Source organism: Lysobacter humi (ex Lee et al. 2017) (genome assembly GCF_054781815.1).
This window is the reverse complement of sequence record NZ_BAAGTR010000009.1, coordinates 695,918-719,162: the sequence shown is the minus strand read 5'-3', so window position 1 is coordinate 719,162 and position 23,245 is coordinate 695,918. Positions and strand designations below refer to the sequence as shown.

The following is a 23,245-nucleotide window of genomic DNA, read 5'->3' as shown; positions in this document are numbered from 1 at the left end:
GGAGATGCTCAGATTTTCCGGGACTGCCGTGCAGGAAATGCGACGACGGTGGCTGTGCTCGACGACGCCGCCGCGCCTGCGGGATGGAACTCGGGCACTGCCGTGCGCAAGAGTGTCGACAGTGCCTCGAGATCGTAGCGTGCCGTCGCCTCGCGCATGCTCGAGAGCGCCTCTTCCACCTCGGCGGCGACCACCTTGCGGGCGTCGGCCTGCAGGATCTTCGGATGCTGGGTCGGCCGGTAGCGCTCGTCCGCGTGGAACAGCGTCTCGTGCAGCTTCTCGCCTGGGCGCAGGCCGGTGTAGACGATCGCGATGTCGCGTCCCGGCTGCTTGCCCGCGAGGCGGACCATCTGCTCGGCGAGCAGACGGATCGGCACGGGCTCGCCCATGTCGAGCGTGTAGAGCGCTTCGTGCGTCCCGATCGCCGACGCCTGCAGGATCAGCTGGCAGGCCTCCGGGATCGTCATGAAGAAGCGCGTGACGTCGGGATGGGTGACCGTTACCGGCCCGCCCGCGCGGATCTGCTCGCGGAACAGCGGCACCACGCTGCCTGCGGAGTCGAGCACGTTGCCGAAGCGGACCGTGACGAAGCGCGTCGCGCGATCGGCGAGGGCCTGGCACGTCATCTCGGCCATGCGCTTGGTCGCGCCGAGTACGTTCGCGGGATCGACCGCCTTGTCGGTGGAGATCAGCACGAAGGTGCCGACGCCGGCCTCGCGGCAGGCACGGCCCACGGCTTCCGTCGCGAGCACGTTGTTCCGCACGGCCTCGCGCAGCTGCGCCTCGAGCACCGGGACCTGCTTGTAGGCCGCTGCGTGGAATACGGCCTCGGGCTGTGCCCGCGTGAGCGCGTGGCGGATCACCGCGGCGTCGCCGCAGTCGCCGAGCACGGGAATCAATTCGATGTCCGGGAAATCGCGACGAAGCGCACTCTCCGTCGTCATCAGGGCGAGTTCGTCGATTTCGAGGAGCGCGATGCTCCGCGCGCCATGTCGCGCGCACTGGCGGCAGAGCTCCGCGCCGATCGAGCCGCCGGCGCCGGTCACGAGTACGGAGCGGCCGCCCAGCCACGAGCGGATCGCCTTCCAGTCCGGTAGCACCGGCTTGCGCCCGAGCAGGTCCTCGATCGCGACTTCCTTGAGCTCGCCCGGCATGGAACGCCCTTCGAGGACGTCCTGCAGCCTCGGCACCATCCGGAACGGCAGGCCGCTCTGCTCGCAGATCCCGACCACCCGCTGCAGCGACGTCGCGTCGGCGGACGGCATCGCGATGACCACGAGTTGCGCGGCGGTCTCGCGCGCGATCTCCGGCAGCGATTCGACGCGCCCCAGCACCGGAATGCCGTGCATCTTCGATCCGCGCAGGCGCGCGGCGTCGTCGAGGAAACCGACGGGCTGATAGGTGCCGAAGCGGCGCAGGTCGCGGACGAGCGCCTCGCCGGCCTGCCCCGCGCCGAGGATCAGCACGCGCGTGGACGACTTGCGCCGGTCGTCGGACTGCGCGTCCTTCCAGGCGCGATAGACGAGTCGCGGGGCCCCGAGCATCGCGGCCAGCACGATCGGATAGAGCACGAGCACCGCGCGGGGCACGGTCTCCATGCGGTTGTACAGGAACAGCCCCAGCATGATCCCGAGGACACCGCCGATGGCGGCTTTCAGGATGTTCCAGAGATCCGGCACGCTCGCGAACCGCCAAAGGCCGCGGTACAGGCCGACCTGCCAGAACACCAGTGCCTGCACGACGACGACCAGCGCGGACTCCGTCGACCAGAGCGGTATCGCGGGCGCATTGGACTCGATGGAATAGCGCGTGTAGTGCAGCCCGTACCAGACGAGCCACACCATCGCGAGGTCATGTGCGACCACGGCCATGCGCGGTACGCGCGCCTGCCAGCGGCCTGTCCAGCGAGTCATCGATCCTTCTCCGTTGGGGCGCCGCGTCCAGCGGCGACGTACTGCAGAACCGCCCATGCCAATGCGCAGGCCGTATACCACACGGCGAGCGACGCCATGGTAACCGGCATGCCTGCCGCTCGCAGTCGCCAGGCGATGAGGCCGCCCGCGGCCGCCACGCCGGTGTACGCGAGCGTCACCGGTGCATGGGCGAGCCGACGTGCGGCGACCTGGTAGAGATGCTGCGTATGCGGCGTCCACCAGCGCTCGCCACGCACCATGCGGCGCAGCAGCGTCAGTCCGGCGTCGACGGCGAACGGCGCCATCGGGAAGAACAGCAAGAGCGGAGTCGCGTCGTTTACGGCCCGTGGCGCCGCGACAAGAGCCATCAGGTAACCGAGTGCCCCGCTACCCACGTCGCCGAGGAAGATGCGGGCGCGGGGAAAGTTGAACGGAAGGAACGCCAGGCACGCGGCCACGATGAGGCCGGCGTAGGTGCCGGTCCCGCTACCGATTAGCACCAGTGCTGTCGCGCCCACGGCCGCGGCCTGCAAGGTCGCGATGCCGTTGATGCCATCCATGAAATTCCAGATGTTCACGAGCGCTGCCGTCCCCAACACGACCGCGACTGCCGCCACCGGGAGCTCCCGCCACAGGTCGAGGGCGACCGCGAGCAGCACGCCGGCGACGACATGGACGAGCAAGCGGAGCGACGCCGACAGCGGTCGGTGATCGTCCCACCAGCCGATGCTGGCGACCAGCACGAGGCCCAGCGCGGCCGGAATCGCAAACGAAAGCGGGAACTGCGCGCCAAGGAGCAATGCGAGCAGCAGCGCGACCACCGGGCCGATACCGCCGCCGCGTGGCGTGGCCTGCGCGTGGCTGCGCCGTTCGCCCGGCTCGTCGATGAGCGCACGGCGCAACGCATATTGGCGTGCGAGCCAAGTGCCGACCGCGGTGATCACGGCGACGGCCGCTGCATGTTCGAGCATCAGACGACCGCGTAGTTGAGCAGGGGCTTCACGGCGCCCCACTCCTTGCAGCTCGGGCACTGCCAATGATGGCTGCGCGCGCCGAAACCGCAGCGCGTGCACCGGTAGCTCGGATTGCGCACGAGCAGCTGATCGGTGATGTGCTTGAGGTCGAGCAGCGTGGACACCGGATCGGCCTCTTCCGCCAACGTGAGATCGATCAGCGCGGCCTCGCCCCGCACCGACGGGCGATTCTTCAGCTCCTTCGCGAGATAGGCGCGCGCAGCGGCGACGCCCTCCTCCTTTTCCAGGATTCGCGTCAGCGCCAGCACGGGCGCGATGCCGCGGTAGTGCTCGCACATCTCCGCCAGGAACGCGCGCGCGCCAGGAACATCGCCGACCGCCTCGTAGCATTCGAGCAGCGCCGGCAGAACTTCGGGGAGATAGTCGGGATCGCTGCGGGCGACGCGCTCGAACGAGCGGATCGCCGCGGAACGGTTCCCCGCATCGAGTTCGATGCGCCCTTCCAGCATGCCCGCGCGCACGGAATTGGCGTCCGCCTCGTACGCGCGCGCGACCGTGCCGCGCGCGGCCTCGACCTCGCCGGCGGCACGATGGCGCTCGCCGAGCTCGCATTCGAAGTGCGCGATCAGCCGGCCCATCGGCTCGCCCGTCGCCTTCTCGTAGGCGCGTGCATTCTCGATCGCCTTCGCCCAGTCGCGCTCGGCCTGGTAGATGGAGATCAGCTGGCGCAACGCGAGCGGCGAGAGATCCAGTGCGACGAGCTCGCTGAAGACGGTCTCGGCGCGGTCGAGCAGGCCGGACTTCATGTAGTCCTCGCCGAGCGCGAGCAGCGCCTGGACCTTCTGCTGGTCGCTCAGGCCCGCGCGCTGGACGAGCGCCTGATGCAGGCGGATCGCACGATCCACCTCGCCGCGCCGGCGGAACAGATGCCCGAGCGCCACCTGGGTCTCGAAGGTCTCCTTGTCGAGCTCGGCGATATGCAGGAACAGTTCAATCGCCTTGTCGGGCTGTTCGTTGAGCAGGTAGTTCAGGCCGCGGAAGTACGTCGTGGACAGGCGGCTGACCTGGGTCTCGCTATGCAGCTTGCCGCCACGGCGGCCGACGACCCAGCCAGCGACCAGCGCAAGCGGCACCAACAGGAAGAACCACAGCCATTCGCTGATGAACGCCATCGCGATGCTCCGTCGTGATCATGGCGAGGTTCACGCACCCCGCGGACGTACGCAAGGCCGGGCGGCCGCGCGGCTCAGGCGTCGTCGTCGAGAGGCTGCACGCCGCTCACGCGCTCGCGCAGCTCCTTGCCCGGCTTGAAGTGCGGGACGTGCTTGCCGCGTAGCGACACCGCCTCGCCCGTCTTGGGATTGCGGCCCACGCGCGGCGGACGGTAATGCAGGCAGAAACTGCCGAAGCCGCGGATCTCGATCCGCTCGCCGCCCGAGAGCGACCCGCTCATCATGTCGAGCAGCGATTTCACCGCCAGATCGACATCTTCGGCCTTCAGATGGGCCTGTCGCTGGACGAGGATCTCGATGAGCTCGGACTTGGTCATGGACGCGGGGTCGGACACCGGGTTCGGGGAATTCTTCCGGGGCGCGAATCGCGGTCCCCGCACAAAAGAGGACGGCCCGACAGGGCCGGGCCGTCCCGGTTTACCGCAGGGCGATTACTCGCCCTTCTTGCCCAGCTGCTCGCGGAGCAGCGCGCCGAGGCTCATGTTGCCGCTGGCCGCTTCCGACGACTGACGGTTGTAGTCCGCCACCGCCTCGCTCTCTTCCGCGTAGTCCTTCGCCTTGATCGACAGTTGCATCTGGCGCGACTTGCGGTCGTTGCCGATGATCTTGGCCTCGATCTGGTCGCCGACCTTGAGCTTGGTCGTCGCATCGTCGACGCGCTCGCGGGCGATGTCGCGGGCCTGGATGTAGCCCTCGACGCCATCGGACAGCTCGACGGTCGCACCCTTCGCGTCGACGTTCGTCACCGTGCCGCGCACGATCGAGCCGCGCGAGTTGGTGGCGACGAACGAACCCATCGGGTCCTGCTCCATCTGCTTGATGCCGAGCGAAATGCGCTCGCGCTCCGGGTCCACCGCGAGGACGACGGCTTCCACCGTGTCGCCCTTCTTGTAGTTGCGGACCACGTCCTCGCCCGTGGTGTTCCACGAGATGTCGGACAGGTGCACGAGGCCGTCGATGCCACCGTCCAGGCCGATGAAGATGCCGAAGTCGGTGATCGACTTGACCTGGCCCTCGACCTTGTCGCCCTTCTTGTGGATGGCCGCGAAGGTCTCCCACGGGTTCGACGTGACCTGCTTCATGCCGAGCGAGATGCGGCGACGGTCTTCATCGACGTCCAGCACCATCACTTCGCACTCGTCACCGACCTGCACGATCTTCGACGGGTTGACGTTCTTGTTGGTCCAGTCCATCTCGGAGACGTGCACCAGGCCCTCGACGCCCGGCTCGATCTCGACGAACGCGCCGTAATCGGTGACGTTCGAGACCTTGCCGAACACGCGGCTGTTGGCCGGGTAGCGACGGGCGATGTTGTCCCACGGATCCTCGCCGAGCTGCTTCAGGCCGAGCGAGACGCGGTTGCGCTCGCGGTCGTACTTGAGCACGCGGACGTCGAGCTCCTGGCCGACTTCCACCACTTCCGACGGATGGCGCACGCGCTTCCACGCCATGTCGGTGATGTGCAGCAGGCCGTCGATGCCGCCGAGGTCCACGAACGCGCCGTAATCGGTGAGGTTCTTGACGACACCCTTGAGCACCGCGCCCTCGACCAGCTTCTCGAGCAGCTGCTCGCGCTCTTCCGAGTGCTCGCTCTCGACGACCGCGCGACGCGAGACGACGATGTTGTTGCGCTTGCGGTCGAGCTTGATGAGCTTGAACTCGAGTTCCTTGCCCTCGAGGTAGCTCGAATCGCGCACCGGGCGCACGTCGACGAGCGAGCCGGGCAGGAAGCCGCGGACGTCCTTGATGTCGACGGTGAAGCCGCCCTTGACCTTGCCGCTGATGCGGCCGGTGATGGTCTCGTTCTTCTCGAGGGCTTCCTCGAGCTCGTCCCACACCATGGCGCGCTTGGCCTTCTCGCGCGACAGGACGGTTTCGCCGAAGCCGTTCTCGATCGAGTCGAGGGCGACCTTGACCTCGTCGCCCACGCCCACGTCGATCTCGCCGGCATCGTTCCGGAACTGTTCGATGGGCACGATGCCCTCGGACTTGAGGCCGGCGTTGATCACCACGACGTCGCCGCGCACTTCCACGACGACACCGGTGACGATCGAGCCCGGCTTCAGCTTGGCCAGTTTGGCTTCGCTCTGTTCAAACAGTTCGGCAAATGATTCGGTCATTGGAAAATTGCTCTATTGGACACACAGGCCGTGCACGCGCCGTCCCTCAGGATCGAACGCCGTCGAACGGCCCACCCGTTGAGTGGTGCGCGGAATGCGCACCGTGCTGTTGGAAATCCGTCGCGCGCGGCGACGGGCCGGTTCTGCCGGCCGGACGTTCACAGGCTCTGGTTCGGAAGCGATTCCGCGCGGAACCGCGCGCGGTTACCGCTGGACCAGGGACAGCACGCGTTCGACCACCGCCTCGATGCCGGTGCCGGTGGTGTCGATGCAGACGGCGTCGAGAGCCGGCTTCAAGGGCGCCACCGCGCGGGAGGCATCGCGGGCGTCGCGGGCGAGAATCTCCCGCAGCAGATCGCCCAAGTTAACGGAAACTCCCTTTTCCTTCAACTGCTTATACCGCCGCTCGGCCCGCTCCTCGGCGCTCGCTGTCAGGAAGACCTTGGTCGCGGCGTCGGGGAAGATCACCGTGCCCATGTCGCGTCCGTCGGCCACGAGGCCCGGCGCCTGCCGGAACGCGCGCTGCCTCTCCTTGAGCGCGGTGCGCACTTCCGGGATCGCCGCGATCGCGGAGGCGGCCGCACCGGCCGTCTCGGTGCGGATCTCGTCGGTGGCATCACGGCCGTTGACCAGGATCCTGAGCTCCTCGCCGGGGACCTCGACGAAGTCGATGCGGCTGTCGAAGCAGCAGCGCACCAGTGCCCCGGGATCGCTGAGGTCGAGGTCGGCCCAGCCGGCGGACACGCCCACGGCGCGGTACAGGGCGCCGGAATCGAGGTAGTGCCAGCCCAGTCGTTGGGCGACAAGGCGGCTGATGGTGCCCTTTCCGGAGCCGGAAGGGCCGTCGATCGTGAGGACGGGGGCGCTGGGATCCATCCGCGCATTCTCTACGGTCGGCAGCGAAATGCCCATGACCGGTCGACGCTCGAGCGGAAATGCCGCCGGGCGCCCGGCGCCGGGCGCGTCGTGGGCACGAAGTGCCCGAGTCGGGCAGGTGCCGGTCGCCCCTCCCCGGCTTTGCCTCAGACGATGGGACGCAAGGCCGGTCGGCGACCCGCAACGGTCGATGACCGCGGGCCGCGGAAACGATTCCCGGGGGGGCGGCATGAGCCTTGTCCGCCACCCGCGGCCGCCTGCGACTCAACGCATTGTTTTTCAAAAACTTAGTCCGCTATAATGCGCGGCTTCGTTCGCCCGTATTCTCTTTTGCTGAGGTCTCTCTCATGAAGGTCCTGTCCTCCCTGAAGTCGGCGAAGGCCCGTCACCGTGACTGCAAGGTCGTCCGCCGCCGTGGCAAGGTCTTCGTGATCTGCAAGTCGAACCCGCGCTTCAAGGCCCGCCAGCGCTGATCGCGCCCGGTCCGCCGGTTCGTCACGAAAGCCGCCGCGAGGCGGCTTTCGCGTTTCCGGGCCGCGCGTCGTGGCCGCGTCCCGTGGTCGCGTGCATACAATCGCCCCTTTCCCGTCGCTGGAGCCCGACATGTCGCGCAGCACATTGTTCGCCGCCGTCCTCGCCCTGCTGGTCGCCACCCCCGCCACGGCAGAGACGCTCCTGATCGAGCGCGTCGGCCAGGAGCCGGCACCGCTGCCCACGCGTGGCATGAGCATGGGCGACGTGCAGTCGCGCTTCGGCGCGCCGACCAGCCGGCTCGAGCCCGCCGGCGGCCAGAAGCGGCAGTGGCCGAGCATCCACCGGTGGGTCTACCCCGCCTTCACCGTCTATTTCGAGCGCAGCCGTGTGATCGACGCGGTCGCCAATGCCGCGCCGGACGAGGTCGGTCCGAAGCCGGTCCGCTGACAGGAAACCCGATGGCCGTATCGAATACCCGGCTCCCCGCCGAGTGGGAGCCGCAGTCCGCCGTCCTCATCGCCTGGCCGCACGACGGTACCGATTGGGCCGAGCGGCTCGCCGCAGTCGAAGGCACCTACGTCGCACTGGTCGCCGCGATCACGCGCTTCGAGCCGGCGATCGTCTGCGTCGCCGACGAGACCCTCGAGGCGCATGCGCGTGCGCTGCTGGCCGACGCGGGCATCGCACTCGAGCGCGTGCGCTTCGTGCGTGCACCCTACGACGACACCTGGCTCCGCGACTCGGGGCCGATCACGCTGCGTACCGGCACGGGCTTTCGCCTGCTCGATTTCCGCTTCACCGGCTGGGGCGGCAAGTTCGAGGCGAGCCTGGACGACGCACTCGTTGAGCGTCTCGAGGGTGAGGGGCTCTTCCGCGACGCTGAGCGCGCGCCCGTGCAGTTCGCACTGGAGGGCGGCGCGATCGACACCGACGGCGCGGGCACCCTGCTGACCACGTGGCAATGCCTCAACCAGCGCCATCCGCAGGCCTCGCGCGAGGAGCTGTCGGCGAAGCTCGCCGAGTGGCTCGCGCAGGACCGGGTGCTGTGGCTGGAACACGGTTATCTGGAGGGCGACGACACCGACGCGCACGTCGACACCCTCGCCCGCTTCGCCTCGCGCGATTCCATCGTCTATCAAGGCTGCGACGATCCCACGGATTCGCACTACCCGCACCTGCGCGCGATGGGCGACGAGCTCGCGGGTCTACGAACGGCCGACGGTGCGCCCTATCGGCTGTTCGAGCTGCCGTGGGCACGTCCGATCCTCGACGACGGGCGACGGCTCGCGGCGAGCTACGCGAACTTCCTGATCGTCAACGGCGCGGTGCTGATGCCGGGTTACGGCGACGAGGCCGACGAGCGAGCGCGCAGCGTCATGCAGTCGGCGTTTCCGGACCGCGAGATCGTGGTCGTCCCCTGCCGCCCGCTGATCTGGCAGAACGGCAGCCTGCACTGCATCACGATGCAGCTGCCAGAAGGAGTCGTCTGATGTCGAAGTCGAAAGTACTGCCCGTCGCGCTCGTGCAGGAGCGTAACCAGGGCTCCGTCGAAGGCAACCTCGCGCTTATCGAGCAGCGCATCGGCGAAGCCGCACGCAGCGGCGCGAAGCTCGTGCTGCTGCAGGAGCTGCATAACGGCGCTTATTTCTGTCAGCACCAGTGCGTGACGGAGTTCGAGGGCGCGGAGTCGATCCCGGGGCCGAGTACGGAGCGGCTGTCGGCGCTCGCGAAGCAGCACGGCGTCGTGATCGTGAGCTCGCTTTTCGAGCGGCGCGGCGCCGGGCTGTACCACAACACGGCCGTCGTCCTAGAGAAGGACGGCAGCATCGCGGGCAAATACCGCAAGATGCATATCCCCGACGACCCGGGCTTCAACGAGAAGTTCTACTTCACGCCGGGCGATACGGGATTCCACCCGATCGACACCTCGGTCGGCCGGCTCGGCGTGATGGTCTGCTGGGACCAGTGGTATCCGGAAGGCGCGCGGCTGATGGCGCTCGCCGGCGCCGACCTGCTGCTCTACCCCACGGCGATCGGCTGGGACCCGGACGACGCGCAGGACGAGAAGGATCGCCAGCGCGGCGCGTGGATCCTCAGCCATCGCGGTCACGCCGTGGCAAACGGGCTTCCGGTGCTGTCCTGCAACCGCGTCGGTCACGAGGCCTCGCCGATCGGCCGCTCCGGCATCGACTTCTGGGGCTCGAGCCACGTGCTCGGACCGCAGGGCGAGATCCTCGCCGAGGCGGGGACCGCGGAGCCGGAGCTGCTGCTCGCCGAGGTCGACCTGCGCCGCAGCGAGGACGTCCGCCGCATCTGGCCGTTCCTGCGGGATCGTCGGATCGATGCCTACGGCGACCTGCTCAAGCGCTATCGCGACTGAGTCGGTGTTGCCGAAGCTTCGCGACACGTGCGAGTACGACATCGCGGCGATCACCGCGATCTATGCCCACGAGGTGCGCGAAGGCACGGCGAGCTACGAATGGGCGCCACCGGACGTGACGGCGATGGCGGCGCGATGGCGAGGTGTCTGCGAGGCGGGACTTCCGCATCGCGTGGCCTGTGGCGACGGGCGCGTGGTGGGCTACGCGTATGCGAGCCGGTTCCGTGCCCGCGAAGGCTATCGATGGACGGTCGAGGACAGCGTCTATGTGGCGCCAGGCGCCCAGGCGCGCGGGGTCGGCGGGCGGCTGCTGGACGATCTGATCGAGCGATGCACGGTGCTCGGCTACCGGCAGATGATCGCCGTGATCGGCGATGCGTCGAACGCGGCGTCGATCGCGCTGCACGAGCGGCGCGGATTTCGCGTCGCCGCGCGGTTCCCGGGGATCGGCTGGAAGCACGGGCGCTGGCTCGAGAACGTGCAGATGCAGCGTGCGCTGGGTGACGGCGACACCACGCCGCCTCGATTGCCGCCGCCCGGATGACTGCCTAAGCTGGCCGTCCACGGCGCCCCGAGGCGCCTCATTTTTTGGATGTCCCCCGACATGTCCGAGCCGTCCGTGCCGATTCCGGCGATCGCCTCGCAACCGCATGCCGTCGTCGAGCGCGACGGCGTGCGCTACACGCTGCTCGGCACCGCGCACGTCTCGCGCGCGAGCGTCGATGCGGTGCGTGATGCGATCGCGGGCGGGCATTTCGACACGGTCGCCGTGGAACTCGATGCGGGGCGGCTGCAGGCGCTCACTGATCCGGAAGCGATGGCGCGCCTCGACCTCGTCGAGGTCATCCGCACCGGTCGTACGGCGATGTTCGCGGCGAACCTCGCGCTCGCGGCCTATCAGCGCCGTCTCGCGGAGCAGCTCGGCATCGAGCCCGGTGCCGAGCTCAAGCAGGCCGTGCTCGACGCGCGCGCGCGCGATCTGCCCGTCGAGCTGATCGACCGCGACGTGGGCCTGACCTTCCGTCGAGCCGCCGGCCGCCTCGGCTGGTGGAAGCGCGCCAAGCTGGGCGGTGGCCTCGTCGCCTCGCTCGTCGGCTCCGACGACGTGCCCGAGGACGAGATCGAGAAGCTGAAGGAAGGCGACATGCTCGAAGCCTCGTTCAGCGAATTCGCGAGCCACAGCCCGGAGCTGTACGAGACGGTGATCGCCGAACGCGACCGCTACATGGCGGCCAGCCTGCGCAAGGCCGCTGCCGACCACCCCGAGGCGCGCGAGATCCTCGCGGTGGTGGGCGCCGGCCATCTCGCTGGCCTGTCGCGCGAGCTGCAGGCGCAGGCGGACGCGCCGGAGACGCTGCGCGCCGAACTCGAGGCCGTCGCGGCGCGGCGCAAGGTGCCGTGGTTCGCGATGGCGATCGCGGCGCTCCTGATCGGCGGCGTAGTCTGGGGCTTCCGCCAGGGCGGCCTCGACATGGCGCGCGGCGTGATCGTGCAGTGGCTCGTGATCACGGCTGCGCTCACCGCCGTCGGGGCGATCCTCGCGGGCGCGCATCCGCTCAGCGTGATCGCGGGCGCGCTCGTGGGGCCGTTCAAGCCGTTCCGCCCGACCGTTCCGTCGGGTGTCTTCAGCGCACTGGTGGAAGCACGCCTGCGCAAGCCGACCTACGCGGACTTCATCGCACTGCGCGACGATGTCCGCACGTTCAAGGGCTGGTACCGCAATCGCGTGTCACGCACGCTCCTGGTGTTCCTGTTCACGTGCTTCGGCACCGTGGCCGGGGAATGGATCGCGATCGCCCGGATCGTCGGGCGCCTCTCCTAGTTCCATGACCCGACAGGGGCCGCCTTCGCGACCCCTGTCGTTCTGGCTCACGGCGCCGCGATCGCGGCCACGCTGGCCGTCGCCGGGCCCGCATCGAGCCCGCGAGCCCTCCGGACGGTCCTCGAAGTCGACGTGCGCAGGTCGTCCAGCATCGCGTAGATCGTCGGCAGGAACAGCAGGCTGACCAGCGTCGAGAACGCCAAGCCGCCGGCGATCGCGCGCGCCATCGGGAAGTAGGCGATCTCGCCGTCGCTCCCACCGGTCGAGAGCGCGATCGGGATCATCGCCAGGATCGCCGTGCCCATCGTCATCAGGATCGGGCGCAGGCGCTCCCGGCTGCCTTCGACCAGTGCGTCGGTCCGCGACATCCCACGCCGGCGCAGGTTGTTAATGTGCTCGATCATCACGATGCCGTTGTTCACCACCACGCCCATCAGCACAAGGATGCCGATGAAGGCCATGATGTTGAACTCGGTGCCGGTGAGCCAGAACAGCCAGAACACGCCGAAGACCGAGAAGATCACGCCCGACATGATGGCCGACGGGAACAGCAGCGACTCGAACACCGCCGCCATGATCACGTAGATCATGATCAGCGCGATCGCGAGGTTGAACAGCATCTGCTTGACCATCGCGCTGTCGTCGAAGAACTGGATCGACTCGAACGTGTAGCCGTAGCCCGCGGGGAACGCGACAGGTTCCAGCGCGTCCTCGATCGCCTTGCGCGCTTCGGGGATCGTCGTCTTGCCTTCCGGCGCGGCCTCGATGACGAGCGTGGTCTGGCGGTTGATGCGCTGGATCTCCGTCGACGCCGGGCGCACCGAAACGTCCACCATCGCGAGCAGCGGCACACTGCGGCCGTCCGGGGCACGTACCGTGAAGGAGGACAGGTCCTGGGTGCCGTACTGCTCGGCGCCCGCGAAACGCGCCCAGACCGGCACTTCGGTATCGCCGCGGCGGAAGTCCTTGAGCTTCGCCCCGCGCAGCGCGAGTCCCACGAACGACGCCACCTGATCCGAGCTGAAGCCGAACGCCGCCGCACGCTCGCGGTCGACACGCACCTGCAGCTCGCTGTCGCGATCGCCGGTGTTGACGCGGACGTCGCGCAGCTCCTTGCGGGCCGCCAGTACCGGCAGCACGTCGCGAGCGATGTCGTTGAGCGTCTGCGTGGAGTCGCCGACCAGCCGGAGCTGCACGTTCTTCGGCGGGCCGCCACCGCCGTCGCCCTGGGCACCGACCACAAGCTTGGCGCGGGCGGACTTCGGCAGGTCCTTGCTGATGGCGTCGGCGAGCGGCTTGGTGTCGCCCTCGTAGTCCTCGTCGAAGGTGACGCGCGTGCCCGCCCAGCCCTGCTCGCTGAAGTAGGAATAGATCTGCGTGATGTGGAAGCGCTTGCGGTTCGCGTCGAGGAACGCTTCCACGCGCTGCACCTCATCCGACATCTGCTCGACGGTGAAACTGCCGTTCCACTGGTAGCGGACCTCGGTCTCGCCGCCGTCCTCGCCGCCGAACATGTTGTACTTGGTGAGCACCGGCGGAACACAGCTCACGGCAATGATCAGCAGCATGCCGAGCAGGCTCTTGCCCCGGTGCTCGAGCGTCCAGCGCAGGAAACCTCCGTAGCGCACCTGCATCGCGTGGATGATGCCGGTCTGGCGGTTCACCGCGGGCGGGGTCTTCAGTCGCGCAGAGATCATCGGGATGAGGCTCACGGCCACGAGCCACGACGCCAGCAGCGAGACCGAGATCGTGATCGCGATCTGCGACAGGTAGATCGCCAGGATATTGCGCTCGCCGAACAGATTGGGCACGAAGACGATGCAATGGCAGAGCGTGCCCGCCGAGAGCGCGATCGCGACGTGGCGCGTGCCGAGGATCGACGCGAGGCGTGGGTTCCCGGGATTCTTCTCGCGCTCCTGGTAGATGCTCTCGACCACGACGACCGCGTTGTCGACGAGCATGCCGACGGCGAGCAGCAGGCCCATCATCGACAGGATGTTGAGCGTGACGCCGGCGAAGTACATGAAGCCGAGCGTCATGATGAAGCAGATTGGAATCGCCAGCGTGACCATCAGCGTCGATGGCCAGTGGCGCAGGAAGAAGAACAGCACGATCACCGAGAGCAGCACGCCGATCGCGCCGGCCTCGGCCAGCTCGGTCAGCGAGTTGGTGACGTTCTTGCCCTGGTCCTCGATGATCTTGACCTGGATGCCCCGCATGGACGGCTCGGCCTTGATGCGCTCGACCTCCGCGAGGGTCGAGCGCGAGACCTCGACGAGGTTCGCGCTGCGTTCCTTGAAGATGTCGAGGCCGACGGCGGGGTGGCCGTCCAGCCGGCGTCCCATGTCGATGCGTGCGGGCTTCAGGCGGATCTCGGCGATGTCGCCGAGGCGCAGGCCCTTCGTATCGATGACCAGCTCGCGAAGTTCGTCGAGCTCGCGCAGCTCGCCGACCGGCTGCACGCGCAGGCGCTGGCCGCCATCGGTGATCTGGCCTGCGGAGATCGAGAAGTTGACGCTCTGAAGCCGTCGCGTGAGCTCATTGAGGCTGATGTCGTGGGCGGTGAGGCGCTCCGGGGCGATGGCGATCTCCACCTCGTTCGGCGTGGCGCCCGACACGCGAACCTGCGCGACGCCCGGAATGCGCTCCAGGCGCCGCTTGAGTTCGCGGTCGATGAGCTCGTACGACCGTGCGAGGTTCACGCTCTCACTGGCGAGGCGGATCGCGAGGACCGGCTCGTCGTCGGTCCCCGCATTGCCGATGAAGATGCGCTGGAGCTCCTCGGGCAGCTCGTCGCGGATCGCGTCCATGCGCTCGCGCGCCTCGGACGCGGCGATCTCGACGTTCCGCTCCCAGTCGCTGAACATCACCATCAGCTGTGCGCCGTTCGCGCGCGCCGTGCCCTGCATGCTCTTGACGCCCGTGAGCGTCGACAGGGCCTCTTCCGCCGGGCGCAGCACCGTGCGCTCGACCTCTTCCGGTGTCGATCCCTCGTACGGCAGCTGCATGAAGATGACGGGAAACGAGACCGACGGGAACGCCTCCAGCGGGAGGCGCACCGCGGCGATCAGCCCGATCACCACCATCGTCACGAAGAACATGATCGTCGTGACGGGGCGGCGGATGCTCAGCTCGGCGACGCTCATGCCTTGCCCTCCCCCACCAGGCCATCGCCGTCGTGCGCGATCGCATCGCTCGCCTCGGCGCGCTCGCGACGGGCGCAGCGGCCGCGCTCGCGGTAGTAGGCATCCGAGCGGCGATCGAGCAGGTCGTAGACGACCGGGATGACGACGAGCGTGAGCAGCGTCGAGACCAGCAGGCCGCCGATCACCGTGATCGCCATCGGCGAGCGCACCTCCGCACCCGGGCTGCCGAACAGCGGCGCGGTCGCCAACGGGAGGAAGCCGAACAGCGTGCAGAGCGTGGTCATTACGATGGGTCGCAGGCGCGAGCGCGCACCCTCGACCAGGGCCTCGCGCTTCGCGACGCCGGACTCGCGCAGCTGGTTCACCTTGTCGATCAGGATGATCGCGTTCTTCACCACCAGGCCCACCAGCAGGATCAGGCCGATGAAGACGACCACCGAGACCGGCGAGCGCGTGAGCAGCAGCGCCAGCACCGCGCCGACGAGCGCCAGCGGGATGGTGAACAGGATGACGAACGGATGGAGAAGCGACTCGAACTGCGAGGCCATCACGAGATAGACGAGGAAGACCGCGAGCCCGAAGGCGAACAGCAGCGAGCGCACCGAGCTGTCGAGTACCTCGCCCTGCCCGCCGATGTGCATGCCGATGTCCGCGCCAAGCGGCTCGCGCTCGACCATGTCACGCACTTCCTGCATCGCGGTGCCGAGGTCGACGTCGCGCAGGTTCGCAGACACGATCGCCACGCGCACCTGGTCGGCGCGGTGGATCTCGCTCGGGCCCATCGTCGAGACGACGTCTGCGACCGCGCCGAGCTCGACCGGCCGGCTGCCGCCCGGGTTGACCACCATGCGGCGGATGCTCTCCACCGACGCCCGGTCGGACTCGTTCGCGCGCACCAGCACGTCGATCTTGCGGTCGCGGAAGCTGTAGCGCGTGGCGACTTCACCGCGCACCTTCTTCACCACGACATCGGCGATCTGCCGGGTGGTCAGCCCGAGCGCGCCGGCGCGCTCCTGGTCGAAGCGGATCTGGATCTCGGGAAAGCCCTGCTCCACCGTCGACTTCACGTCCGCGTAGTGCGGGCTCCGGCGCAGCATCGACGCCATCTGCTGGCCCGCGCGCTCGATCTCGGCCAGGTCCCGACCGCGCAGCTCGATCTCCAGCGGCGGCGAGAAGCTCAGGAGTTCGGGACGCGCGAAGTCGACCTGGGCGCCGGGGTGCGCGCGCATCGTCTCGCGGAGCCGCTCCGTCTGCGCCGCCTCGACTTCGCGGCTGCCGCCGCCTGCCATCACGACGGTGAGCTTGCCGATGTTCTCGCCGCTTTCGGTCGGATTGGCATCTAGGCGCGTGCCGCTGCCGCTGACGCCGTACAGCGACTGCACGCCGGCATCGCGATCGTGCTTCGTCTGCAGCTCGCGTACCAGCGCATCGGTGCGGGCGAGCGGCGTGCCTGGCGGCAGCTTGACCGTCATCTCGAAGCGATCCTGCGCGAGCTGCGGGATCAGGTCGGCGCCCAGCAGCGGGATCGCGGCGAGCGTGGCGACGAAGGCCGCAGCGGCGAAGCCGAGTACCAGCACCGGTCGCGCCATCGCGGCCGGCAGCAGGCTCAGGTAGCGACGCTCCGCCCAGCCGTACGGCGCCATGGCCACGTCGCTCGCGCGGCGCATCACGGGCCCCACCACGCGGGTCAGGCCACGCCAGGCGCGGACGACGCCCCACGCGATACCGAAGAACAATGTGCCGACGCCGCGGCCGCCGTAATGCAGCGCACCGGCGACCGGCTTCAGGCCGCGTGACGCCGGCGCCCAGCGCGGACGCGTCGGCTCGTCCGCAAAGCCGAGCGGCGCACGGCCCTTCAGCGCGCTGAGCATCGGAATGAGCGTCATCGAGACGACCAGCGAGATCGCGATCGCGATCGCGACCGTGAGCGCCTGGTCACGGAACAGCTGGCCGGCGATGCCCTCGACGAAGACCAGCGGCAGGAACACGGCGATGGTGGTGAGCGTGGAGGCGACGACCGCCATCGACACCTCGCGCGTGCCCTGGATGGCCGCATCCAGGATCCCGAGCCCTCGCTCGCGCGCCTTGGCGATGCTCTCGAGCACGACGATCGAGTCGTCGACAACGAGGCCGGTCGCGAGCGCGAGGCCGCCGAGCGACATCACGTTGAGGCTCAGCCCGAACTGGCCCATGAAGAAGAACGTGGTGATGATCGAGACCGGCAGCGAGAGCGAGATGACGAACGTGCTCCAGCCGTCGCGCAGGAACAGGAAGATGATCAGCACGGCCAGCATGCCGCCGATCACGGCATCCTTCTTGACGTCGGCGATCGCGTGGCGGATGAACTGCGACTGGTCATCGATCGTCGCGAGCTCGATGTCCTTCGGCAGCTGTTCGCGGATTTCCTTCAGGCGCGCCTCGATCGCATCGGCGGTGGCGACGGTGTTCGCATCGCCTTCCTTGTAGATCGCGAGTTCCACGGCTTCGCGGCCGCCGAGGCGGATGATCGCCTCGCGCTCCTTGTGGCCCTGGCGCACGTCGGCGACGTCGCGCAGGCGCACGGGCATGCCGCCCGCGGGGCTGCTCGAGCTGCCGGACGACGCGCTCTGCACCGAGGACGCCGCGGCCATTGCCGCCGCATTGCCGGTGGCGGCTGCAACGCGCGCCATCTGCTCGGCCGCGCTCTGCTGCGCGCCGCCGCCCGCCGCCTGCGTGGTGACGAGCATCTCGCGCATCTCCTCGACCGTGGCGAACTGGTTCACGGTGCGCACGAGATAACGCTGCGAGCCCTCCTCGAGGCGCCCGCCGGAGATGTTGACGTTCTCCGCCTTCAGCCGCGCGATGACGGTATCGATCGAGAGGCCGAGCTGCGCGGTCTTGCGAGGGTCGATGTCGACCTGCACCTCGTCCTCGAGGCCACCGCCGACCTTCACCGCGGCCACGCCGTCCACGGGCTCCAGGCGCTTCTTGAGGTCGTCGTCCGCGAAGCGCCGGAGCGTCGTGAGCGCGCCTGCGCCATCGGCATCGGCCTTGCTGGTGAGCGCGAGGCGGAGGATCGGCTCGGTCGACGGATTGAAGCGCAGCAGGACCGGCTTCTTCGCCTCGAGCGGGAGCTGCACGAGCTCCATCTTGTCGCGGACCTCCAGGCTCGCCTGGTCCATGTCGGTGCCCCAGGCGAACTCGAGGACGACATCCGACTGCCCGGTGCGCGAGACCGAGCGCAGCTTGCGCAGGCCCTTGACGACGCCGACCGCTTCCTCGACCGGCTCGGAGACCAGCGTCTCCATCTCGGCGGGGGCGGCACCGGTGTATTCGGTGCGGACGGTGAGCGTCGGATAGCTCAGGTCCGGCAGCAGGTTGACCTTGAGGTCGAAGAGCGCGATCAGGCCGAACAGCACGAGCGTGATCGTCATCATCGCGATCGTCACCCGGCGGCGGGTGGCGAACTCGACGAGGTTGAAGCCGCCCGGCGGGGCGGCGTCTGCGTGGGTATCGTGCGGAGCACCCATGTGCCGTCTCCCGTCCGTCAGCGCGCGGTGGCGGCCGCGGCGGTCGCCGCGGTCGTGGCGGCGGCGCGAACCGCGGGCTTGCCGATGACCTGGACCGTGCTGCCGTCGCGCAGCGCGGACTTGCCGGCCACGACGACCTGGTCGCCCGCCTTCAGGCCGCTGCGCACCTCGGCCCACTCGCCATCCATGTAGCCCAGCTTGACCGGCACGCGGCTGACCTTACCGCCACGCGCGGCGAACACCGCGGGCTCGGCCTCGTCGTCGAGGAGCGCGCTGCGGGGCACGACGAGCGCATCGGCGCGGTTGTCGTAGTCGATGCGGATGCGGCCGAACATGCCGGGCTGCAGCAGGCCGCCGCCGGTGAAGGTCGTAATGACGCGGAACGTGCCGCTCGCCGAGTCGACGACGGGCGCCACGCGGTCGACCGTGCCGTCGAAGGTGCGGCCCGGCAACGCGTCGACCGTCATGCGCACCGGCAGGCCCGGGCGCAGCGTCGCGATCTCGCGCTCCGGCACGTTGAGCACGGCTTCCAGACGCGAGGTGTCGACGATGCGGAAGATCGGCGTGTTGATCTGCACGAAGTTCCCGGTCTTGATCGAGCGCTGCGCGACCACACCCGAGATCGGCGCGACCACGTTCGCGTACGACAGCTCGAGGTTCGCGAGGCGGTTTGCCGCGCGTGCATTCTCGAGGTCGTAGCGCAGCTGGTCGTTGTCCTGGGCGCTGATCAGCTTCTCGGCGGCGAGCTTGCGGGCACGCGCGGAGCTTGCCTCGAGCTTGCGCATCTGCGCGGCGGTCTGCGCGGCCTGGAGTGCCGAGCGCGCCGCGTCGAGGCGGACGAGCGACTGCCCCGCGCGGACCACCTGCCCTTCCTCGGCGTATACGGCGAGGGCGACGCCCGACGTCTTCGCGACGACCTGGGCCTCGCTTCGCGGCTCGAGCGGCGCGGTACCGGTGTAGCTCGCGGCGATGGCGCGGTTGCCCGCGACCGCGACCTCGACCGGCACCGCTTCGGGGGCCTTCTTGCCATCGGCACCGGCCTCCGAATCGCCCTTCGGGCCGCCCTTGCAGGCGACGAGGAACAGGCACGGCAGGAGCAGCGCGGCATGGGCCACGGAGACGATGCGCGGGCGGTCGGAGCTGGAGGACATGGCGGAAACCCTGAGGGGAAAGTGGTCGATACGCGGCGGTACGCCGGTGTTGTACATAGGTATATCACCCACCTTCACAGGCTCCATGCGCCGAAGGTCACGGGTGCCAAAGTCACGGTCGCTTCGGCGGTTCCGGCTTCGTGGAAACCGGCCCGCGGGCTATACTCGGCCGCTTGTGCGTACGCGTTCCGCGTCGCCTTCCCTACCGCCAGCCCGAGACCCGCGGACTTGAACATGCGACCGCTGACGATCGCCGCCTTCTCCATCGCCCTGCTCGCCGTCGCGGCGACCCAGGCACAGCAACCCGCCCCGGCGCCCGCCGCGGCTCCGGCCGCCGCGCCCGCGGCCGCCGCTCCGGCCGCCTCGAAGGGCGATGCCAAGCGCGGCGAGCAGCTCGTCTACACGTGCAAGGGCTGCCACGGCGTCACCGGCTACCGCAATGCGTATCCGAACTACCACGTGCCGCGCGTCGCGGGCCAGAACGAGGCCTACCTCGTCGCCGCGCTGACCGGTTACCGCGACGGCACGCGCAAGCACCCGACCATGCAGGCCCAGGCGCAGAGCTTCACCGAGCAGGACATCGCCGACATCGCCGCCTACCTCGCGTCCCAGAAGTGAGCCCGACCATGACCCATACCCGTTGGCTGCTGGGCAGCCTTGCGATCGCCCTGCTCGTCGGTTGCGGCGGCAAGAGTGAAGACGCCGGCCACGAGGCCGCAGAAGCCGGTCATCCGGTGTCCGAGCATTCCTCCGCCGGGCTGCCGGAAGGCACCATCGCCGCAGGCGAGAAGCTCGCGACCTCGAAGCTGCCCGGCACCGGCCAGGCCTGCGTCGACTGCCACGGCCGCGAAGGCGCCGCGCCGATCGACCCGGCGTACCCGATCCTCGCCGGGCAGTACCAGGACTACATCGCCTACTCGCTGCAGATGTACCGCGACGGCCGTCGCCAGAACCCGCTCATGGCGGCGCAGGCGAAGGAGCTCACGGACAAGCAGATCGCCGACCTGTCCGCCTACTTCGGTTCGCGCGCGCAGCGCGTTCGCGATCTGGACGCATCGACGCACTGACCCGCGCAACGTGACGCCCCGGGACGGCCCGCTTCGGCGGGCCGTCCGCGTTTGTGGTGCACGTCCCGTGAGTTGCGCGCACGCCTCGGGAGAGCCGGCGCGCGACGGTCTGGCGCGTGAAGTGCCTAGCGCAGACGTGCGTCAGGTCCGCGGCCGGCGTGGACCCGCGCTTCAACGCCAGATCGGAACCGCCTCGACCCGCGACGAATGCGCTTGCACAGCGCCGACACCCGCGTCGCGGCGGCGACGCAGGGCATCAGCCGCCCGGAGGCGTCCCCGCGGGCGGGCCTGCGGGGACCGTGGCGCCGCTGCCTTCCTGCAGGTGCGGCTTGAACGGGATGTCCGGCGGCGGCCGCGCTGTCGCGGGCTGCTCGTTGAGGTTCGGGTCGACGATGCTGCATGCGCCGCCCAGCGCGAGCACCGAGACCTTGCAGACGATGCGCTTGCCGGTGCCGGGAACCGGAATGCCGATGTCGCGTACGCCGCGGCGCACCCATTCCTGCAGCAGCGTCTCGTTCGGGCGCCAGAAACGATCGAAGCGCGTCGGCTCGTAGCCGTTCGGGGTGCGCTTGAGCCAGGTGCCGGAGCGATCGAGGTCGCGGATTTCGTCGGTCACCATCCCGGGCGGCAAGCCGGCCGATGCCGAGCCCGGCGGATCGCCGACGCGCGGCCAGGCGTCTCCGTTCCCCGAAAGTCCACGGCCCGTGGTGCCCGGACGATTCCGCGTCGAGTCGCCCCAGTCGTCGGCGCGGCGCGCCGTGGGGAACGCGCCGGGCGTCGGCACCGGGCGCGGGCCGACGCCGACGCCCTGCGACGGCGCCGCATTGCGTGGCCCTGCCTGCGTCGCCGGGCTTGTCGCCGGCGTCGTCGAAGTCGGGGCACTCGTCTTCGACGGCTGCGATGCCGCTGCGACGGGCGCCGGGCTCCGATCCGGGATCGCGCGCTCGGCGACCGCGGCCGCGGGACGTGCGACGGCCGGCGCGTCGACGCGCGGCGAAGGAATCGCGACCGCGCGCGGCACGAGCACCGGCCGCTCGGGGATCTCGCGCGCCTCGACCGCAGTCGCAGCCGTCGCCCGCACGGGCTCGGCACGCGTCTCGACCTGCGCGACCGGACGTGCCGTGATCTCGCGGCGCTCGGGGATATCGATCGTCTCGACGGTCGGCGCGTCTGCGGTCCGCGGAGCGACGGCGACGTCGGGCATGCGCGTGGGCGGCAGCTCGAAGGTCGCCGGTTCTTCCGACACGGGCGGCGAGACCACGAGCGGCTGCGCAGCGTCGGACGCCGCAGGCACGGGGTCGATCGTGGCCTCCGATGTCTGCGCCGGTGCCGCCGCGGCTGCCGGCGCCGCGGACGCCTGCTGCGGTGCCGGCGCCGCGCGCGCCGCGGCCGCAGGCGACTCCTGCTGTGGCGTCGGCGCTGCCGTCGGTGCGGGACCGCCGCCCGGCTCGGCCGGCGTGCCGACGCCGATGAACTCGACCTGCACCGCATCGTCATCCGACGCACGCGGGCGCTCGATCAACTGGACCGCGGCGATCCACAGCAGCAGGATCACGAGCGCGACGTGCCAGCCGAACGAGACGCCGCCGGCGGTCCATCGCCACCGGCGCTCGTCGTGCGATGCCGGATGCCATTGCTGGCGCCAGAGCGTGGAGAAGGCCTGCCAGCGCGTCAGCGCATGCGCGCGCGGCGCTGGCGCGGCGAGCGGACGTGCGGCGATGTGATCCACGACCGCCTGCGCCGGTGCGCCGGTCACACGTCCCGGGCGCTCCGCGAGCAGCTCCAGCCAACGTCCCCAGCTCGCACGCGCGGCTTCGCGAAGGCGGGCCGGGGGGCTCGACCGTGCATTGATCGCTTCGATGATGGCGGCAGCGGAATTCACGGCCGTCCGGCGGCGGTCAGGCCGCGGTATCGCGCGGGATGTAGGGCGCGTCGCCCGTCGCGTGGTCGGTGGCGTCGCGCACCGCGGTCACGCCCGGCACTTTTTCGATGAGCGTGCGCTCGATGCCCTGCTTGAGCGTCATGTCCGCCATGCCGCAGCCGTGGCAGCCGCCGCCGAAGCGCAGGTAGACCACGCCCTCGGCGGTCACCTCTTCGAGCGTGACGTGCCCGCGATGCGACGCCAGCTGCGGATTGACCTCGTGGTCGATGACGTACCGCACGCGCTCCACGAGGCTCGCGCCCTCGCCCGGCACTTCGCCCTTGATGCGCGGCGCACGGATCTGCAGCTGTCCCGCGGTGCCGCGCACCTCGTAGTCGATCTGCGCACCGTCGAGATAGCTCACGCTGGCGGCCTCGAGCCACAGCGTGAACCCGTCGCAGTCGATCGCCCACTCGTCGCCGGCGAGATCCGCGGGCTCGGCGAACTCGAGCCGAACATCGGCGCGCGGCGTGCCCGGATGGATCGCGCTCAGTCGCACCCCGAGGCCCGGCAGGGCCTCGCGCTCGATGAGGCGGCGGAAGTGGCCCTGCGCCGATTCGGAGATCTGGATCATCGGGCTATTCTAGCGACCCGCCTTCGGAGGGCGCCCACAGTAACCGGCCATCGGTAAAGCGGCCGTTACGTGCCCTTCATGTCCCG

Annotated in this window: 19 protein-coding genes; 8 read left to right on the top strand and 11 right to left on the bottom strand. The window is 69.4% G+C overall.

The annotated features are described in order from the left end of the window. Nucleotides 1–8: 8 nt before the first annotated feature. The 6 genes from ACYVJJ_RS10260 to cmk form a co-directional block, all read right to left on the bottom strand. Nucleotides 9–1,913, bottom strand: coding sequence for a polysaccharide biosynthesis protein (locus ACYVJJ_RS10260; protein ID WP_460833254.1), 1,905 nt, complete (start codon nucleotides 1,911–1,913; stop codon nucleotides 9–11). Continuing rightward, nucleotides 1,910–2,884 carry an MraY family glycosyltransferase gene (locus tag ACYVJJ_RS10255; RefSeq protein WP_460833253.1) on the bottom strand — a complete coding sequence of 325 codons (975 nt, stop codon included), beginning with the start codon at nucleotides 2,882–2,884 and terminating at the stop codon, nucleotides 1,910–1,912. The genes ACYVJJ_RS10260 and ACYVJJ_RS10255 overlap by 4 nt, the downstream gene beginning before the upstream one ends. Beyond that, the gene (lapB, locus tag ACYVJJ_RS10250; protein WP_460833251.1) at nucleotides 2,884–4,059 is read right to left on the bottom strand and encodes a lipopolysaccharide assembly protein LapB; all 1,176 of its coding nucleotides are present in this window, start codon (nucleotides 4,057–4,059) and stop codon (nucleotides 2,884–2,886) included. Before lapB ends, ACYVJJ_RS10255 begins: the two co-directional genes overlap by 1 nt. A gap of 74 nt (nucleotides 4,060–4,133) precedes the next feature. Beyond that, nucleotides 4,134–4,436 carry an integration host factor subunit beta gene (locus ACYVJJ_RS10245; RefSeq protein ID WP_460833250.1) on the bottom strand — a complete coding sequence of 101 codons (303 nt, stop codon included), beginning with the start codon at nucleotides 4,434–4,436 and terminating at the stop codon, nucleotides 4,134–4,136. 114 nt (nucleotides 4,437–4,550) lie between these two features. After that, nucleotides 4,551–6,239 (bottom strand): 30S ribosomal protein S1, encoded by a 1,689-nt coding sequence (gene rpsA / locus ACYVJJ_RS10240; RefSeq protein ID WP_460833249.1) that lies wholly within the window; start codon nucleotides 6,237–6,239, stop codon nucleotides 4,551–4,553. A gap of 204 nt (nucleotides 6,240–6,443) precedes the next feature. After that, entirely contained in the window at nucleotides 6,444–7,115 is a 672-nt protein-coding gene (gene cmk / locus ACYVJJ_RS10235; protein WP_460833370.1) for a (d)CMP kinase, read from the bottom strand. A 347-nt stretch (nucleotides 7,116–7,462) separates the two neighbouring features. Between cmk and ykgO the strand changes: the two genes are divergently transcribed. From ykgO to ACYVJJ_RS10205, 6 genes are all read left to right on the top strand, one after another. Then, a complete protein-coding gene (gene ykgO / locus ACYVJJ_RS10230) occupies nucleotides 7,463–7,588 on the top strand; it encodes a type B 50S ribosomal protein L36 (protein ID WP_010342887.1) in 126 nt (41 codons plus the stop codon). A 130-nt stretch (nucleotides 7,589–7,718) separates the two neighbouring features. After that, complete coding sequence (locus ACYVJJ_RS10225; protein ID WP_460833248.1) at nucleotides 7,719–8,036, top strand: hypothetical protein; 318 nt, start codon at nucleotides 7,719–7,721, stop codon at nucleotides 8,034–8,036. Between the two features lie 11 nt (nucleotides 8,037–8,047). After that, complete coding sequence (locus tag ACYVJJ_RS10220; RefSeq protein ID WP_460833246.1) at nucleotides 8,048–9,079, top strand: agmatine deiminase family protein; 1,032 nt, start codon at nucleotides 8,048–8,050, stop codon at nucleotides 9,077–9,079. Further along, nucleotides 9,079–9,969 carry a carbon-nitrogen hydrolase gene (locus tag ACYVJJ_RS10215; RefSeq protein ID WP_460833245.1) on the top strand — a complete coding sequence of 297 codons (891 nt, stop codon included), beginning with the start codon at nucleotides 9,079–9,081 and terminating at the stop codon, nucleotides 9,967–9,969. Before ACYVJJ_RS10220 ends, ACYVJJ_RS10215 begins: the two co-directional genes overlap by 1 nt. A gap of 7 nt (nucleotides 9,970–9,976) precedes the next feature. Then, entirely contained in the window at nucleotides 9,977–10,513 is a 537-nt protein-coding gene (locus ACYVJJ_RS10210) for a GNAT family N-acetyltransferase (RefSeq protein WP_460833243.1), read from the top strand. Nucleotides 10,514–10,561: 48 nt separating this feature from the next. Further along, nucleotides 10,562–11,791, top strand: a complete 1,230-nt coding sequence (locus tag ACYVJJ_RS10205; protein WP_460833242.1) for a TraB/GumN family protein — start codon at nucleotides 10,562–10,564, stop codon at nucleotides 11,789–11,791. Nucleotides 11,792–11,838: 47 nt separating this feature from the next. Here ACYVJJ_RS10205 and ACYVJJ_RS10200 read toward each other — a convergent pair whose 3' ends face one another. The 3 genes from ACYVJJ_RS10200 to ACYVJJ_RS10190 are packed head-to-tail and all read right to left on the bottom strand — an operon-like array spanning nucleotide 11,839 to nucleotide 19,597. After that, the gene (locus tag ACYVJJ_RS10200) at nucleotides 11,839–14,937 is read right to left on the bottom strand and encodes an efflux RND transporter permease subunit (protein ID WP_460833241.1); all 3,099 of its coding nucleotides are present in this window, start codon (nucleotides 14,935–14,937) and stop codon (nucleotides 11,839–11,841) included. Then, on the bottom strand, nucleotides 14,934–18,467 hold the full coding sequence (locus ACYVJJ_RS10195) for an efflux RND transporter permease subunit (RefSeq protein ID WP_460833369.1): 3,534 nt from the start codon (nucleotides 18,465–18,467) through the stop codon (nucleotides 14,934–14,936). Before ACYVJJ_RS10195 ends, ACYVJJ_RS10200 begins: the two co-directional genes overlap by 4 nt. Beyond that, nucleotides 18,464–19,597: an efflux RND transporter periplasmic adaptor subunit gene (locus tag ACYVJJ_RS10190; protein ID WP_460833239.1), complete on the bottom strand. Its 1,134-nt coding sequence runs from the start codon at nucleotides 19,595–19,597 to the stop codon at nucleotides 18,464–18,466. Before ACYVJJ_RS10190 ends, ACYVJJ_RS10195 begins: the two co-directional genes overlap by 4 nt. A 234-nt stretch (nucleotides 19,598–19,831) precedes the next feature. Between ACYVJJ_RS10190 and ACYVJJ_RS10185 the strand changes: the two genes are divergently transcribed. Beyond that, nucleotides 19,832–20,215 (top strand): c-type cytochrome, encoded by a 384-nt coding sequence (locus ACYVJJ_RS10185; protein WP_460833238.1) that lies wholly within the window; start codon nucleotides 19,832–19,834, stop codon nucleotides 20,213–20,215. Nucleotides 20,216–20,223: 8 nt separating this feature from the next. Next, nucleotides 20,224–20,664, top strand: coding sequence for a c-type cytochrome (locus ACYVJJ_RS10180; RefSeq protein WP_460833236.1), 441 nt, complete (start codon nucleotides 20,224–20,226; stop codon nucleotides 20,662–20,664). A 256-nt stretch (nucleotides 20,665–20,920) separates the two neighbouring features. Here the strand turns inward: ACYVJJ_RS10180 and ACYVJJ_RS10175 are convergent, their stop codons facing one another. Together ACYVJJ_RS10175 and ACYVJJ_RS10170 are read right to left on the bottom strand one after the other, a co-directional pair. Continuing rightward, nucleotides 20,921–22,546, bottom strand: coding sequence for a hypothetical protein (locus tag ACYVJJ_RS10175; protein ID WP_460833235.1), 1,626 nt, complete (start codon nucleotides 22,544–22,546; stop codon nucleotides 20,921–20,923). A 16-nt stretch (nucleotides 22,547–22,562) separates the two neighbouring features. Further along, nucleotides 22,563–23,159 (bottom strand): NfuA family Fe-S biogenesis protein, encoded by a 597-nt coding sequence (locus ACYVJJ_RS10170; RefSeq protein WP_460833233.1) that lies wholly within the window; start codon nucleotides 23,157–23,159, stop codon nucleotides 22,563–22,565. Nucleotides 23,160–23,245: the final 86 nt, after the last annotated feature.